Here is a 14,680-nt window from a genome sequence, read left to right on the forward strand (position 1 = left end):
GAAAATGATGAAACTGTTTATGTTAATCTAAGCCGTGATTGCGACAAAATCAGATCGACTACCTTACTAAGAAGTGGAAGGAGTCGCTAACCAAATTCCTGAATAAGGAAAGAAACGCTTATGGCAGCGGTTGTTCGGCTAAGTTTTTTTTAACCTATCAAAATCACATCGCTTAATTTTCATTAAACCGAAAAAGAATAAAAAAAGAGGCAATAAATGGGTTGGTAAGCTGGTTAATAGCTTCTTTAAACATTCTTGTTTTGTGTTATTCGAGTATTAATAGACAAACATTTTTTATACGTAATGAATTAATTTTATAAGATTGCTGGCAGTTTTCTTAAAACCCTGTAATTTTAGTAACCATACCTTTCAAAGTAAGAGTATGTAATATAGGGTCTGTATTTGACTTTACTACAATTATTTTTTTTACCTCACCTTCATCACCATCACTGTTGTAAGTTACCTTTATTTCAGCGGATATCCCGGCAGGAATAGCCTCTTTAGGATATTCAATATTTGTACAGCTACAATCACCACTCACATTTAGTATATTCAAATCTTCATTCCCAATATTATTTACTTTAAAAATCGCCTTAAAAGGTTTTCCATGTGATATAGAAAAATTAACTGTGTCTTTATCAAATTGTATCTCGGTCTGGCCGTTATTGTTCTTGCAAGAACAATAACTAATGCTAGTTAGCAATACTACTAAAACAAATGGTGCCTTTTTCATAATTATCTATTGACTAAATCTTCTATTACTGAGAGTGCTTCCTGAAGATAAATTTCTTTTAAACCAAAAGAATATATTACTTCTTTTACTTCACTATTTCTATTTAATCGTATCTCTACTGGATACCCATCGATACCAATCTTATATTTCTTAATGAATTCACCTCCTGGATCATAATAAGTAGGAAACTTGTATTTATGTCTTGATAAAAAAGAATTAACACCAGATAATGAATTTATTTCACCATCAATTACTGTTGCAATAATTACATCAGGATATTTAGAAAAATGGGAAAATATTTTTTCATATTCTCTATGTTTTAATAGGCAGGCTTCACAACCAGTATACCAAAAATCAAGTACAACAATTTTATTTTTAAAAAACTCCTTAGGGACAGGAGCTCCATTTAAATCTTGAAAATTTAATTCAAGTTTTTTTTCTTTCAGATGAGCTAGACTAGGATAGTCCCTCATTTTATTAAAAAAATGTGCTGGTAATAGCTGATAGCACCCATATACTTCAAATAGTAAAATAACAACTAACCCAGAGAGTGAAGGGATTCTGAAAAAATGGGAAAGATACCCGAATAAGTAACCACAAACACCTGCTATGAATATAGTTGGTGCAATTGCAGGGTAGAAGTAAGAATAGTCTTCAAAAAACAAAAGAATAGCATAGGAAATTAAAGATAGTAAAACAATACTATGATAAATAAATATATTTATTTTGAATTTGTTATATATTAATCCAATGATAAAATAACTAATAGTATAAAAAAGATAAGCGGATAGCCAATTTGCTAAACCACGAATATGCCCAAACGCTAAAAAGGGAATTAGCGTTAATAATATTAATGTTACTGACCTAATTATTGATTTCATAAGTAGTTATTGTACAGTGTACGCATTGACTCCTAAAATCAGGAGTCAATGCGTACATATTAATTTAAACACACTTACCAGTACAAACTGATGTCCCTGCAATACCGCAATTTGTACGGTTATCAAAGCTTGGAGTCGTACAACTTTTGTTGTCAGGGCATCTTGCATCTGAGCAAGAAATTCCATAGCGACAATCGCAGGCTTTTAGAGGTGCTTGCACTCTTCCATGTGCAGAAGAGTTTCCAATACTTGCTAATGAACTTATTGCTAATAATTGTTCAACAGAAAATAAATTCGATTCAACAGATTTTACGAACCATTCTTGATGGAAATCCTCTAAGAATTTTTTAGTCTCTGGATCATTTAAATTTTTATATAGATCAGCGTTTATAATTTTATCTAATTCTTTTATGTGATCTATCTGTGATCTATTATAGCTTTTATTCAATAGCATTTTACCTAAATGCCTGTGCCAAAGAACCGCTTTCTCTTCAGGATTTAAATCAGGATAACTTACCCAAACAACACTATTTGGAGATTGCTCAAGCTCCTCAATAAGCTTCAAATTTACACTTGAATTAATAGGTTGATCTACAGCCTTTACATTGTCAGGACTTTTACATGCCTGAATGATTGATACAAAAAAGCCAATGCATAGCAGAAAGCGAAGTAAGATCGCTCCGTTGAATAAAGATAGGGTCTTTTTCATTGAAAAGAGTTGTTAAGTTATACGAACATGGTAATTATCGAACAAGGTAGTTCTTTGTTTAGTCTTTCACAAGTATTACATATGTAAATATTTCAGCAAAGAAGTAACAGTATTGAAGTATTCTTTTGTTTGGGGTATGTTTGATAGATGATTCAACACTTTGATAGCTAAACACTTGAGGTAATGTACTCATTTTTAGATGGTTATCATAGGATTAAGAGTCGAACACAACGAATATATTTCCTTTTTTGATGAAGTTGAATTCCTAGTAATCTAGCACGTAGACAGAAAAACATCAACATGTACCCTATTGCGTACAATGGAAATGATTCTGAATCAAATCCGGAAGCGTTTTTAAGTCTGAAAAGCAGGACTTAGGTGGACAAGTAGTGCAAGAAATTTTAACGCACTAGTGTCCCGGCATCTTTTGTATATTCTCATCTTCTTTTGTCATTGACACTCCGACTGTTGGTACGGGTTCAGCACGCTTACACCGGTCGGCAAATGCTCTGGCTCGGTCAGGTGGTTGTAGTAGGCCATGGCCCGGTCGGCGAAGGTGTTCATGCGGGTGTCGGATTGCGGTATTCGGTTTAAAGTTTTCATCATTGAGCCATTATGAGTCCGGTTTGTCATCCCGACGAAAGGAGGGATCTTCGAGCGCTGGAGGAATGTCAGCCTTCACCCGAAGATCCCTCCTTTCGTCGAGATGACAAAAAAGCCACTGAAACTAAAGGGTAAACTGCCTCACCGAAAACGAAGTTACTGCAACTGCTGGTAACAAATCCGGGCGATTTCGCCGATGATGCGTTGGGCGTTTTCCGTGTCGGTGCCCTGGACAAAAACCGACAGCACGAACGGTTTCGGGACATAAAAAATACCGGCATCACCCTGGACATAGGCCAGACCACCGGTTTTGTGGGCAATGACGGTCGACGGGGGCAAGAACCGCCGGAAGGTCAGGTTGTCTTCATTGCGTTTCAAAATATCGAGCATCTGGTCGCAGAGGGCGGGGGTGGCTACTTCATGGCGGTGGATTTTGGTCAGCAGGGCATTCATTTCGCGCACTGTCACCCGGTTTTCGCGGCCCTGCCGGGCCGCCAGCGTATCCATCATCATTCGGTTCAAACGGCTTTGGGTCAATCCCAGCGTTTGCATGCGCCGGTTGATTTGCTCCATGCCCAGTTCGCGGATCAGGATGTTGGTGGCGGTGTTGTCGCTGTGGGTCATCATCAGCGTCAGGACTTCGCGGTTGGAAAGTTTGCTTTCGTTGGGATAGGTCTGCAAAATGCCCGAGCCACCGGTTTTCTCCGCTGCCAGCAGCACGTGCGTTTGGTCAAGGTCGAAACCGCCGGTTTTGACACGCTCCATGGCTTCGACCATGATCGGAATCTTGATCACGCTGGCCGAGGGCACCAGCGCATCGGCCCGGTGATAAAACCGCACCGTATCCGCCAGCGATTCAAGGGCGACGCTCACCTGCACCGAAGCCGGTAGTTTTTGCAGATAAGCCGACAGCGCGGACGAGAGGTGTTGAGCCGTTGCCAAAGCCGGAAGAAGCAGAAAAATAAGAAATTTCATCGCAGGTCTTTGAGTTGACGAACCAGCACTTCGTTGATCCGCACGTAGCTTTCGTGGGTCCAGCCCGCGACGTGGGGTGTCAGAATGACCCGGTCGGAGTTCCGGAGGTAGTCGAAGGCGGTTTGCTGCTCGGGTGTCAGTTTGGCCAATTTTTCGTTTTCCAGCACATCCAGCCCGGCCCCGCGCACTTTCCCACTCTCCAACCCCCGTACCAGCGCCGACAGCGATACAATTTCACCCCGGGCAATGTTGAGCAGGTAAAACGGTTTGCCCATTCGGTGGATCAACCGGTCATCGACCATCTGGCGCGTTTCGGCAGTCAGCGGAATGTGCAGGCTCAGCACGTCGGCTTCCTCCAGGATCTGCTCCAACTCGGTTTCCTGGGCATACGCTCCGCCGTAGTGGGTGAGGTATTTGTCGTAACACAACGTCCGGCAGCCAAAACCGCTCAGTCGCCGGGCCGTGGCGCGGCCGTTGTTGCCAAAACCGATGATACCGACGGTCAGGCTGCCGAGTTCGTAGCCCCGGTTGCCTTCGCGGTCCCAGAGGCCCCGGCGCACTTCCCGGTCGCTTTTGGCAATATTCGCCAGCAGACCGAGAAGCAGGCCCACGGTGTGTTCGGCCACGGCGTCGCGGTTGCCTTCGCCTGCATGAAAAACCTGAATGTTACGGCTTTGGGCAATTGCCAGGTCGATCAGGTCAAGTCCGGCTCCGGCCCGGCCGATAAACCGTAGTCGGGTGGCCCGTTCGAGCATTTCGGCATCGACTTTCGTTTTGCTGCGAATCAGCAGGCCTTCGTAAGCGGCAATCCGTTCGAGCAACTCTGGGCGTTTGATCTGGGGTTCATAGTGGTAGGCAAATCCCGCCTGGTCGAGCATCGAAAACAGGGAGGGGTGCATTTCGTCGGCAATCAGGATTATGGGGTGATTCTGGGACATCCGTTGGCTTTTTGTAACTTGCAAAGAAAATGAATAATGAACAATGAATAATGAACATTAAAAACCGGCTTTTTCGCTTTTGGAGCCTTCTTTGCCATTCATTGTTCATTATTTATTATTCATTAAAAACCAAAGGCGAAACTACGAACATAAATGGAACCGCGCCAATCGGAGAAAAATAACGAACGTCAACCGGAACCCCAAACCAAACGACCCGTGATCGGCATAACGCTCGGGGATTATAACGGCATCGGACCGGAAGTCATCCTGAAAGCTTTGCAACACAACCGGATGCAGAAAATCTGCACCCCGGTGATTTATGGCTCCATGAAAATCCTAAACCGGTATCGGAACCTGTTGCAACAGAGCGGGTTGTCGCTGAAAGACTGGAACCTGAACGGGATTCAACAGGTCGGGCAGGCCAACCCCAAATTCACGAATGTGATCACCTGCTGGAGCGATTCGGGCGGGCAGAATCAGGACGTACAGCCGGGCAAAGTAACCCCCGAAGCCGGTCAGGCCGCTCTGGCCTGTTTGCAACGGGCGACCGAAGATCTGAAAGCCGGTTATCTGGACGCCATTGTGACGGCTCCGATCAACAAACACAACATCCAGACCGAAGCCTTCACCTTTCCGGGGCATACCGAGTATTTCGCCGAAGCCTTCGACGTGAAAGAAAACCTGATGTTTCTAGTCAGCGAGCACCTGCGCGTGGGCGTCGTGACGGGGCACATTCCGCTGGGTCGGGTCCGCTCGAATATTACGAAAGAAAAAGTGTTGCAGAAACTACAACTCATGCACCAGTCGCTGCGGGGTGACTTCGGCATTCGGAAACCGCGCATTGCGGTTTTGGGCCTGAATCCGCACGCGGGCGAAGAAGGCTTGTTGGGCAGCGAAGAACAGGACGTGCTGAAACCGCTCATTCAAGAACTGCGCAACAAAGGTCAACTGATCTACGGGCCGTTTGCCGCCGACGGTTTTTTCGGAACCCGCGCCTACCGCAAATATGACGCCGTGCTGGCGATGTACCACGACCAGGGGCTGATTCCGTTCAAAACCATTGCCTTCGACGAAGGCGTGAACTTTACGGCCGGGATGCCGGTGGTGCGGACTTCACCCGACCACGGCACGGCTTACGACATTGCCGGAAAAAACCAGGCCGACGAAACCTCGATGATCCAGGCGATCTACCTGGCCTGTGACGTGGCAAAGTACCGGAAAGAAATGGCGGAAATTGACCAGAACGCCCTGACCAAGAAGACCATTAGTGGAAAAATAAGCGAGCAATCTGCTTCAAATTGAACGTATGCTAAAATCAATGACGGGATTCGGCAGTGCCACTCAGGAAGCCAATGGCTTGACGGTAACCGCTGAAGTAAAAACGTTAAACTCCAAGTTTCTGGATATTTATTGCCGCATTCCGCGAACCTTTGCCGATAAAGAGGTCGAACTCCGGAATCTGCTCACCCAGCGGCTCGAGCGGGGCAAAGTGGAGCTTTCCCTCAATGTAACCCGTCTGACCGACGTACGGCCCGGTGTGACCGTCAACCGCCCCCTCGTGGAAGCATATCTGACCGATTTGCGGGAAACTTCACAAAATCTGCTGCTGGATGTGTCGGATGGCGAATTGTTCAAACTGGCCCTGCAACAACCCAATGCGTTTAATTCGGAAGTGGCGGCCCCGACTGATACGGCGGCCAATGACTGGGAACTGATCCAGTTGACGGCGCTCGAAGCGATCCGGAAGTGCGATGAGTTTCGGCAGCAGGAGGGCAACGGGCTCGAAAGCAAGTTTCGGGAATACATCCAGATCATTACCGACCGGCTGACATTGATCGAAGTGCAGGATGTCAAGCGCATTCCGGCCGTTCGGGAGCGGATTCGGAACATGATCACAGAACTTCAGATCAATGAAGAGTTTGACCAAAACCGGTTTGAGCAGGAGCTGATTTATTACATCGAGAAGTTTGATATTTCGGAAGAAAAAGTCCGGCTGAAAAACCACCTGAGCTATTTTCTGGAAGTGCTGTCGGCAGAGGAAGCGAACGGGAAAAAGCTGAATTTCATCGCACAGGAAATTGGTCGGGAGATCAACACCATCGGCTCGAAAGCCAACGATGCGGCCATTCAGCGGCTGGTTGTGCAGATGAAAGACGAACTGGAAAAAATCAAAGAGCAAACGCTGAATGTGATCTAAGCAAGTCTGCAAAACCCCTGTCAGGGCTTTGAGCGCTTCGACGGCCCGGCGCTGACAGGGTTTCGCGGAAAATCTTATCCCGGTTTTACCTAAAAAAAGCCCCGTTCTCCGTTCCCAGCAGCCGATCGAACGGAATGTCTTCCTGTTTGAGAAAGCCCTGTTGCGGCAGCAAGCCGTCGGCCACCAGTTCGACCACGGCGGCTACCGACCCGGCGGTGGTCCAGGAGATGGCCCGCCAGGCTTGGCCGTCGATCTCGCGCGGGTGGTACGCCCGGAAAAATTCCTCGCGTTCGAGCAGCGTTCCTTTCCAGCCTTCCACCACGGCGTAGACATACACCACGTCGGCCTGCACGGGCGGTTTGGCTTCGGTCAGAATCTGCTCCACCAGCACGCGTTTGTCTTTCAAAATCAGCTCATACAGCAAAAACCGCATCAGTTTGGCATGCCCGGGGTAGCGAATGGTCTTGTAGTTAAGCGTATCGACCTGACCCGCATAGGTTTCGCACATGGTGCCCAGCCCGCCCGAGGTGCTGAAAGCTTCAAATTCCTGGCCTTCGATGTTGATGACTTCGATGCCGTCGAGGGCCGGAACCATCTTGCGGTGACCGTTGGCAATCACCTCACAGTCATTGAGATACTCGTTGATTACTCCGGCAGGCGACCACGTAAACGAATAGCCGAGCAAACCGTTGGGGTAGCGCGGCAACGCCCCGACCCGCAACTCAATATCGCGCAGTTTGGTGAACCGCTTCGCCAGGTTGGCGCCGACAATCCCGATCAGGCCGGGAGCCAGGCCACACTGTGGGGCCATGACGGCTTTGGCGGTTTCGGCCATCTGGCGGATGGCCGTGGTGGTCGGAACATCTTCCGTCAGATCGAAGTAGTGCAGGCCCAGTTGCCAGGCGGTTTTAGCGATGGGAAGGTTGAGGTTGTAGGGCAGGCAGGACACCACACCGTCGAAATCGGCCAGCGTCTGGAGCAGCGTAGCGTCGTCGGAAACATCGCCCTGGATGACCTCAAAGGGAAGGTCGTAAGCCGGTGGTAGTTTATCAAAACCCGTTACGGTGAAGCGTTTGTTGAGCAGAATGCCGACCAGCGAGCCGACTTTCCCCATCCCAACGACCAAAATTTTGTTCATATCAGGATTCCATCTCTTTCTTGATCTACTCGACATAGTCAACCGGTACGTCCACCAGTCGGGCGATGTCTTCGATCGTGAATTTGTTTTCCGCCAGGAGGGCTTTGGTAAAGGCCCGGTTTTTTTCCGAAAGCGTTTTTTCGGCACCCCGAATATACAGCGGATCTCTTTCTTCCTTAAAAAATTCTGAAACGTGTACCATGATGTTTTCGAGTTCAATTTCTAAACTACGCAATTGCGCTAAAATTCGCAATTGCACGTAATGCCGTTTCAACGCAAAATCACCCGCGGTGGTTTGCTTCAGAACAGACCTGGTCAATTTGCGGTTATTGTTGCCGATGAACACAAAACTTTCCCCCGAATTTTACGAGCAGGATACGATGACCATTGCCCGGCAACTGCTCGGTTGCGAACTGGTCCACGAAAGCCCGGAAGGAACCACGGCGGGCCGGATCGTCGAGACCGAAGCCTACCTGACCGGCGACCCGGCCTGCCATGCGTACCGGCGCAAAACCGCCCGCAATGCCGCCATGTTCGGGTTCCCCGGCACGTTGTATGTCTATCTGATTTACGGTTTTTATTACTGTTTGAACGTCGTGACCGGACCGGAAGACGTGGGCGAAGCCGTGCTGATCCGGGCGCTCGAACCCACCGAAGGCATCGACCTCATGGGCCAGCGTCGCAACCTTGACCCGACCACCAAAACCGGGTTGCGCGAGTTGACCAGCGGCCCCGGCAAACTTGTCATTGCCCTGGGTATTGCACGGGACCACAACTTTCAGTCGCTCTCCGCTGCGGATTCGCCGATTTACATCCGACCCCGGCAAGCCGACAACTTTGAAACGATAACGACCACGCGCATCGGGATCACGCAGGGCATCGATCTGCCGTACCGGTTTTACGTGAAAGGAAACCGGTTTGTAAGCAAGTGGTGAAGTTCTGCTCCGAGAGAGAAATAATGAAAAATTCTGACCTGCCATCGAAAGCTAACCTATAAGGTAAAATAGGCCTTTATAGAACCTGGAGCCGGTTTTTACCAAACATAGCTATTTTTTTAGTGAAAAAGTTGGGAGAGAAATAACTCGGATATACCTTTGTAATTATAATTAGTCTAAATAGTCATTATGAATACAACCTTGACAAAACTTATCCCTCTCAATTTCAGAATACTAACTGCCCTGCTAACGATTGCTGCTAGCCTATACACGCAATTGGTATTTGCCCAAACCACCGGCAGCATTACGGGCAAGATTTTGACCTCCGATGCACGCCCATTGGCTGAGGTGAGCGTCCGCGTCGCCGGAACCCGATTAGGCGCGATTACGAATGATGCGGGTGAATTTGTGGTCAATAATGTTCCCGCCGGTCAGCAAACGCTGGTGATCAGCCGGGTCGGGCATCAACGGGTTCGCCAGGTGGTGACGGTGATTGCCAATGAAGCGACGACGATGGCCGATATCGTTCTGTCTGAAAACGCCGAGCAATTGCAGGAAGTGGTGGTTGAAGGGAAAAATCCGTATAAAGCGGATGTTCCATCCCTCAGCCTGCGACTCAAAACGCCCCTGATTGAAGTGCCACAGAACATTCAGGTGATCAACCGGCAATTGCTGGCGGATCAGCAGATTTTTGACATGCTGGAAGGCGTTTCCCGGAACGTCAGTGGCGTGACGCGGCAGGAACACTGGGACAACTACGCCCGGCTGAACATGCGCGGCTCGCGGGTGGCGCCGTTCCGCAACGGCATGAACGTGCAGTCGACCTGGGGGCCGCTGGCCGAAGATATGTCGATGGTCGAGCGGATTGAGTTTGTGAAAGGCCCGGCCGGTTTTATGATGGCCAATGGCGAGCCCGCCGGTTTTTACAATGTTGTCACCAAAAAACCGACTGGCGTCACACGGGGAGAAGCCGGTTTTGCAGTCGGGAGTTTCGATACGTACCGGGCCACGCTCGATCTGGACGGCAAACTGAGCAAAGACAATCGGTTGCAGTACCGGTTAAACCTGATGGGCCAGTCGAAAGGGTCGCACCGCGACTTTGAATCCAACGACCGCTACACGATTGCGCCGGTGCTGAAGTACAAAATCAACGAGCAAACGTCGATTACCGCCGAATATACCTACCAGTACTCGAAAATGTCGGCCATTGGTTCGGCCTACGTCTTTGGCGCGAACCGGCTGGCGGAGTTTCCCCGGAATGCCACCATTGCCTCGGCCAACCTTGACCCAACCGTGATTCACGATCACAGCGCCTTCCTGATTCTCGAACACCAGATCAGCTCCAACTGGAAGCTGACCGGTCAACTGGCGTACTTCACCTTTAACCAGGTGGGTAGCTCACTCTGGGCCGATTCGGCCAAGGCCGACGGGCGGATTTATCGGAATGTCGGTATTTGGGATGCGGCCAACGAAAGCAAATTCGGGCAGATTTTTGTAAACGGGGAAGTGACGACCGGCCCGGTGGTCCACCGCATTCTGGGTGGACTGGATTTGGGCACCAAGAAGTATATGGCCGACTGGGGGCAATCGTTCCCGCTCTACGACAGCAACTTCGTTTTCAATGCCAACTCGCCCAATTATTACCTGCCGGCCAACCTGCTGCCCCGGTTTGATCGTTCGGTCAGCTTGCGGTACCGCGCCGGAGTGAATATTCTGTCGCAATCGTTTACCGGTTTGTACGTGCAGGACGAACTGCGGTTCTGGCAGGATCGGATTCGCCTGACGCTGGCAGGCCGGTTGACCTCGGCGAAAGACAGCCAGTACGGGGCCAACACGACCGAAACCGTATTTACCCCGCGCGTGGGCATCAGCGGTTCGCTGAATAAACACACTTCGATTTACGCGCTGTACGATCAGGCCTTTTTGCCCCAATCGGGTGTCGACCGGCAGGGCCGGGCATTCGATCCGATTACCGGCAATAACCTCGAAGCCGGTTTGAAAAAAGATTGGGCCGATGGCCGCTGGAACTCAACGGTTTCGGTGTATCAAATCACGAAAAATAATGTGCTGACCACGGACCCGACCAACCCGAATTATTCGGTTCAGTTGGGCCAGACCCAAACCAGTGGGGTGGAGGTCGACGTTCGCGGAGAACTGCTGCCGGCCCTGAATCTGGTGATCAATTATGCTTACACGGATGGTAAGATTACAAAAGATACCCGGTCCGAAAACGTCGGCCTGCCGATTCCCGGTTTTAGCAAACATGTCACCAACGCCTGGTTATCGTACCGGCTGCGTACCGGCGCGTTGCAGGGCCTGGGCGTTTCGCTCGGTTACCAGTGGCAACTCGACCGCTACGGCTGGTTCTCGGACGCCACCAGCAAAGAACCGACCCTACCCAACACGTTCCGGGCCGATGGCGCCATTTCCTGGCAGAACAACCGGGTTAGCGTAGCCCTGAATGTAAACAATCTTTTCGATGCCTATCTGTATTCCGGCGCGTATTACGCCTGGAGCAATGCGTACTACTGGCAGTCGGAAGCCCCCCGCAATTTCCGCTTAAGCATGGCGTATAAATTTTGATCGTTGACAGGATGACGGTAAAAAAGTTGGTTGGAAAACTACACCTGTGGCTCGGACTTTCGTCCGGGCTATTGGTGTTTATCGTGGCGATTACGGGTTGTATTCTCGCCTTTGAGCAGGAGATCAAGAGCATCACCCGACCGTTTCAGTATGTCGAACCGGTTCCGAACGGCGCGTATCTGCCGCCTTCTCGGTTGCAGGCTATCGCCGAGCAGCAGGTGCCGGGAAAACCGGCCAAAGGGGTTAATTACGGAGCCGTCGGCCACAGTGTCAATGTGCCGTTTTACGGAGCCGCGCCCGACTATTACGTGCAGGTGTACCTGAACCCCTATACCGGCGAAGTGCTGAAGGTGGTGGACGAGGAAGCGGATTTCTTCCATTTCATTCTGCACGGCCATTACTACCTCTGGTTGCCCGAGGAAATCGGTCAGCCGGTGGTGTCCTACGGAACGCTGGTGTTTACGATGCTGCTGATTACCGGCCTGGTGCTGTGGTGGCCGAAAAAGTGGAACCGGACAAACCGGGATAAAAGCTTTAAGATCAAGTGGAAAGCCCAATGGCGTCGGGTCAACTACGACCTGCACAACGTACCCGGTTTTTACGCCCTGCTCATCTCGCTGGTGCTGGCCATTACCGGGATGATCTTCGGGATTCAGTGGCTGTCCAAATCCATTTACTGGACTACGACGGGCGGGAAAATACTGCCGGACTACAGCCTGCCGATGTCCGATTCCACCGCAACCCGTCAGTTTACCAACCCCGTCGACCGGATTTGGCAACCGTATTTTCGCACCAAACCGACCGATGCCAGTTTGTACATAACATGCCCCGAACTACCTTCCGAATCCATCGGGGTTTCGATTAACTATCGGCCCGGTACCTACTACAAAACCGACTATTTTTACTTCGACCAGTATACGCTGAAGGAGTTGCCGAATGACGGGCCGTATGCCGGAGCCTACGCCAAAGCCGGTTTCGGCGACAAACTCCGGCGCATGAACTACGACATTCACGTCGGGGCCATTCTGAGCCTGCCCGGTAAAATTCTGGCTTTCTGTGCCAGCCTGATCTGCGCCAGCTTGCCCGTCACCGGCTTTATCATCTGGTGGGGACGTCGGAAGAAAAAACAGCCCGCGCGTCCGGTGCAGCGCATCCGGAAAACGCAGGCTATTTGATTGTGTTCGGGTTGCGGTATTCAGTTTACGGTTTTTGGATACGGTTGTATCATAGCCCTGGAAGTATCCTCGAATCTCCTCTGAAAACCGAATACTGAATACCGTAAACCGGTTACTGATTGCAGTACGGTTTGCTTTCTTCTTCCGTCAGTTTAATGGGCCAGGTGGTGCTGGATACTTTGTAATTCTTGATTTCGATGTCTAGCCGGTCGGGAATGGAGCCTGCGCGGAGTTCGTAGGCTTTGTTGAGTTCAATGAACACTTTGGTGCTGAGATTCGGCCAGCGCATCACCGGCAGGTCTTTCCACTCGTCCTGGCTGTTGGCGGCCCGGTATTGCGAATACAACACTGTGAAGGGCAGTTTGTCGGGATTGACTCCTTTCGCGCCACACTTGAATTCAAGCGAAATCGTCACTTCCTTGCGCGTATCGGCCGGAGCGGGCGGCAGGGGCGTATAGGGAACCGAAGTCAGGTCAAACGCCACTTCGGTATTCGAGCAGCCGTCTACTTCCGGCGAAATGTAAGCTTTGTTGTCTTTGTCGAACATCCGAAGCCGGATTTTCAGGCCTTTTTTAAGGTTCGTCACCCGAACGGAATTGCCGTTGTTGATGGCCCGCCAGAAGCTGAGTTCACCCCCCGCGCGAACCACCGGATTTCCGGCCGGATCGATCACGTCGAAGCGGTAATCGGGGCTGCGTTCGGGGTATTTGCTGCTGAATTTGAACGTCGGACCATCCGTGCAGACTTCCTCGGTAAATGCTGCTACCCAAAGCGAAAGGTGTTTAATATCGGCGACGTACTCCAGGTTGCCACTGGCGTTGCGCTGTACTTTCCCGGGTTCTTCCTGCGTCCAGCGGTTGGTTACTTCGTCGAAGCTGAACAGAGGAATCACATCGCCCGGCTGGATCGCCCGACCGGCGTTCGGATTCCGCATTTGCGAATTCAGTGCAAACGTAATCCGGATCGGTTGCGAGAAATTTTTGACCAACTGATAGTCTTCGTTGTAAATCGTCAGGTGTACGCCCCCCGCTACGAGCAGCACCTGCTGGTTGCCCAGATAACCGCCCGACGGATTGGATGCATTGATAATGCCATTGCCCGGCAGTTCGGAAACCGCTTTGGCCGTCGAACTGTTGTTGACCGGATCGGCCGTAATCGTCAGCGAACCACCTACCGGTTGCCCTGCAACATCTTTAACTTCCGTACCCTGCGGCACCGTAACGGTGGCCTGGCTGACGTTGGCTTCGGTTTTCGTCTGGATGCTGGTGTTGGCTTGTACGGTACCGCTTTCCGTGCTTTTGAACGATTGTTGGGCGGGCTGGCTGGCACTTTGCGTGCTCAGTAAGCCAATTGTCATCGTACGCAAATCGGCATTTTCCAGTTGAATCGGCTGGATGTCGACGACCGATTGGTCGGACAAGGCGACGACGTTGAACCGGATCGGCGAAGTGGCCGAAGGGGTGATCGACGGCTTCAGACAGAGAAACAACTTTCCGTCCGATGTCAGTTTGAATTTTCGGGTGTTCAGCGTCGTCACTACTTTTTCGCCGTCCGGACCGGCGACATCGATCGTTACTTTGTCGGGCGACAAACCGCTTGGCAGGTTATATTTGACCTGCATGACAACTGCCAGCGGGTCCTTGAATTTGAGTTCAACGTTTTCAACCGGATTCTGGCAAGCATCGAGCAGCCCCACCACCAGGATACACAAAAAAGATAGCAAGCGTTTCATAACACGTAAAGTTGAGTAAAGAAGAGACATATAAAAGAATAGATGCGGGACGATCTTATCTTCGGCATCGGGTAGCCAGCC

Annotated in this window: 14 protein-coding genes; 5 read left to right on the plus strand and 9 right to left on the minus strand. The window is 50.2% G+C overall.

What is annotated here, in order from left to right; translation table 11 throughout:
- Positions 1-337 precede the first annotated feature (337 nt).
- From ACO2Q8_RS24510 to ACO2Q8_RS24535, 6 genes are all read right to left on the minus strand, one after another.
- The gene (locus ACO2Q8_RS24510; RefSeq protein ID WP_423347520.1) at positions 338-733 is read right to left on the minus strand and encodes a DUF1573 domain-containing protein; all 396 of its coding nucleotides are present in this window, start codon (positions 731-733) and stop codon (positions 338-340) included.
- Positions 734-735: 2 nt separating this feature from the next.
- Positions 736-1,614 carry a TlpA family protein disulfide reductase gene (locus ACO2Q8_RS24515; RefSeq protein ID WP_423347521.1) on the minus strand — a complete coding sequence of 293 codons (879 nt, stop codon included), beginning with the start codon at positions 1,612-1,614 and terminating at the stop codon, positions 736-738.
- A gap of 64 nt (positions 1,615-1,678) precedes the next feature.
- A complete protein-coding gene (locus ACO2Q8_RS24520) occupies positions 1,679-2,323 on the minus strand; it encodes a bacteriocin fulvocin C-related protein (RefSeq protein WP_423347522.1) in 645 nt (214 codons plus the stop codon).
- Positions 2,324-2,773: 450 nt separating this feature from the next.
- On the minus strand, positions 2,774-2,926 hold the full coding sequence (locus tag ACO2Q8_RS24525) for a hypothetical protein (protein ID WP_423347523.1): 153 nt from the start codon (positions 2,924-2,926) through the stop codon (positions 2,774-2,776).
- Positions 2,927-3,082: 156 nt separating this feature from the next.
- Positions 3,083-3,901: a serine hydrolase gene (locus tag ACO2Q8_RS24530; protein ID WP_423347524.1), complete on the minus strand. Its 819-nt coding sequence runs from the start codon at positions 3,899-3,901 to the stop codon at positions 3,083-3,085.
- On the minus strand, positions 3,898-4,839 hold the full coding sequence (locus ACO2Q8_RS24535; protein WP_423347525.1) for an NAD(P)-dependent oxidoreductase: 942 nt from the start codon (positions 4,837-4,839) through the stop codon (positions 3,898-3,900). The genes ACO2Q8_RS24530 and ACO2Q8_RS24535 overlap by 4 nt, the downstream gene beginning before the upstream one ends.
- A 153-nt stretch (positions 4,840-4,992) precedes the next feature.
- Here ACO2Q8_RS24535 and pdxA point away from each other — a divergent pair, with 153 nt between their 5' ends.
- Together pdxA and ACO2Q8_RS24545 are read left to right on the plus strand one after the other, a co-directional pair.
- The gene (gene pdxA / locus ACO2Q8_RS24540; RefSeq protein ID WP_423347526.1) at positions 4,993-6,141 is read left to right on the plus strand and encodes a 4-hydroxythreonine-4-phosphate dehydrogenase PdxA; all 1,149 of its coding nucleotides are present in this window, start codon (positions 4,993-4,995) and stop codon (positions 6,139-6,141) included.
- A gap of 4 nt (positions 6,142-6,145) precedes the next feature.
- A complete protein-coding gene (locus ACO2Q8_RS24545) occupies positions 6,146-7,036 on the plus strand; it encodes a YicC/YloC family endoribonuclease (RefSeq protein WP_423347527.1) in 891 nt (296 codons plus the stop codon).
- Positions 7,037-7,121: 85 nt separating this feature from the next.
- On the opposite strand, the gene ACO2Q8_RS24550 is transcribed toward ACO2Q8_RS24545, so the two are convergent.
- Both ACO2Q8_RS24550 and ACO2Q8_RS24555 read right to left on the minus strand, forming a co-directional pair.
- The gene (locus tag ACO2Q8_RS24550) at positions 7,122-8,174 is read right to left on the minus strand and encodes a saccharopine dehydrogenase family protein (protein WP_423347528.1); all 1,053 of its coding nucleotides are present in this window, start codon (positions 8,172-8,174) and stop codon (positions 7,122-7,124) included.
- Positions 8,175-8,199: 25 nt separating this feature from the next.
- The gene (locus tag ACO2Q8_RS24555; RefSeq protein ID WP_423347529.1) at positions 8,200-8,376 is read right to left on the minus strand and encodes a hypothetical protein; all 177 of its coding nucleotides are present in this window, start codon (positions 8,374-8,376) and stop codon (positions 8,200-8,202) included.
- Between the two features lie 136 nt (positions 8,377-8,512).
- Between ACO2Q8_RS24555 and ACO2Q8_RS24560 the strand changes: the two genes are divergently transcribed.
- The 3 genes from ACO2Q8_RS24560 to ACO2Q8_RS24570 all read left to right on the plus strand — a co-directional run bounded on the left by ACO2Q8_RS24560 (position 8,513) and on the right by ACO2Q8_RS24570 (position 12,867).
- Positions 8,513-9,109 carry a DNA-3-methyladenine glycosylase gene (locus tag ACO2Q8_RS24560; protein ID WP_423347530.1) on the plus strand — a complete coding sequence of 199 codons (597 nt, stop codon included), beginning with the start codon at positions 8,513-8,515 and terminating at the stop codon, positions 9,107-9,109.
- 189 nt (positions 9,110-9,298) lie between these two features.
- On the plus strand, positions 9,299-11,692 hold the full coding sequence (locus tag ACO2Q8_RS24565; RefSeq protein WP_423347531.1) for a TonB-dependent siderophore receptor: 2,394 nt from the start codon (positions 9,299-9,301) through the stop codon (positions 11,690-11,692).
- Between the two features lie 11 nt (positions 11,693-11,703).
- The gene (locus tag ACO2Q8_RS24570) at positions 11,704-12,867 is read left to right on the plus strand and encodes a PepSY-associated TM helix domain-containing protein (RefSeq protein WP_423347532.1); all 1,164 of its coding nucleotides are present in this window, start codon (positions 11,704-11,706) and stop codon (positions 12,865-12,867) included.
- 112 nt (positions 12,868-12,979) lie between these two features.
- On the opposite strand, the gene ACO2Q8_RS24575 is transcribed toward ACO2Q8_RS24570, so the two are convergent.
- On the minus strand, positions 12,980-14,599 hold the full coding sequence (locus tag ACO2Q8_RS24575) for a hypothetical protein (protein ID WP_423347533.1): 1,620 nt from the start codon (positions 14,597-14,599) through the stop codon (positions 12,980-12,982).
- Between the last annotated feature and the right edge of the window lie 81 nt (positions 14,600-14,680).

The organism is Larkinella sp. VNQ87 (assembly GCF_049445795.1).
Taxonomy (GTDB): domain Bacteria; phylum Bacteroidota; class Bacteroidia; order Cytophagales; family Spirosomataceae; genus Larkinella.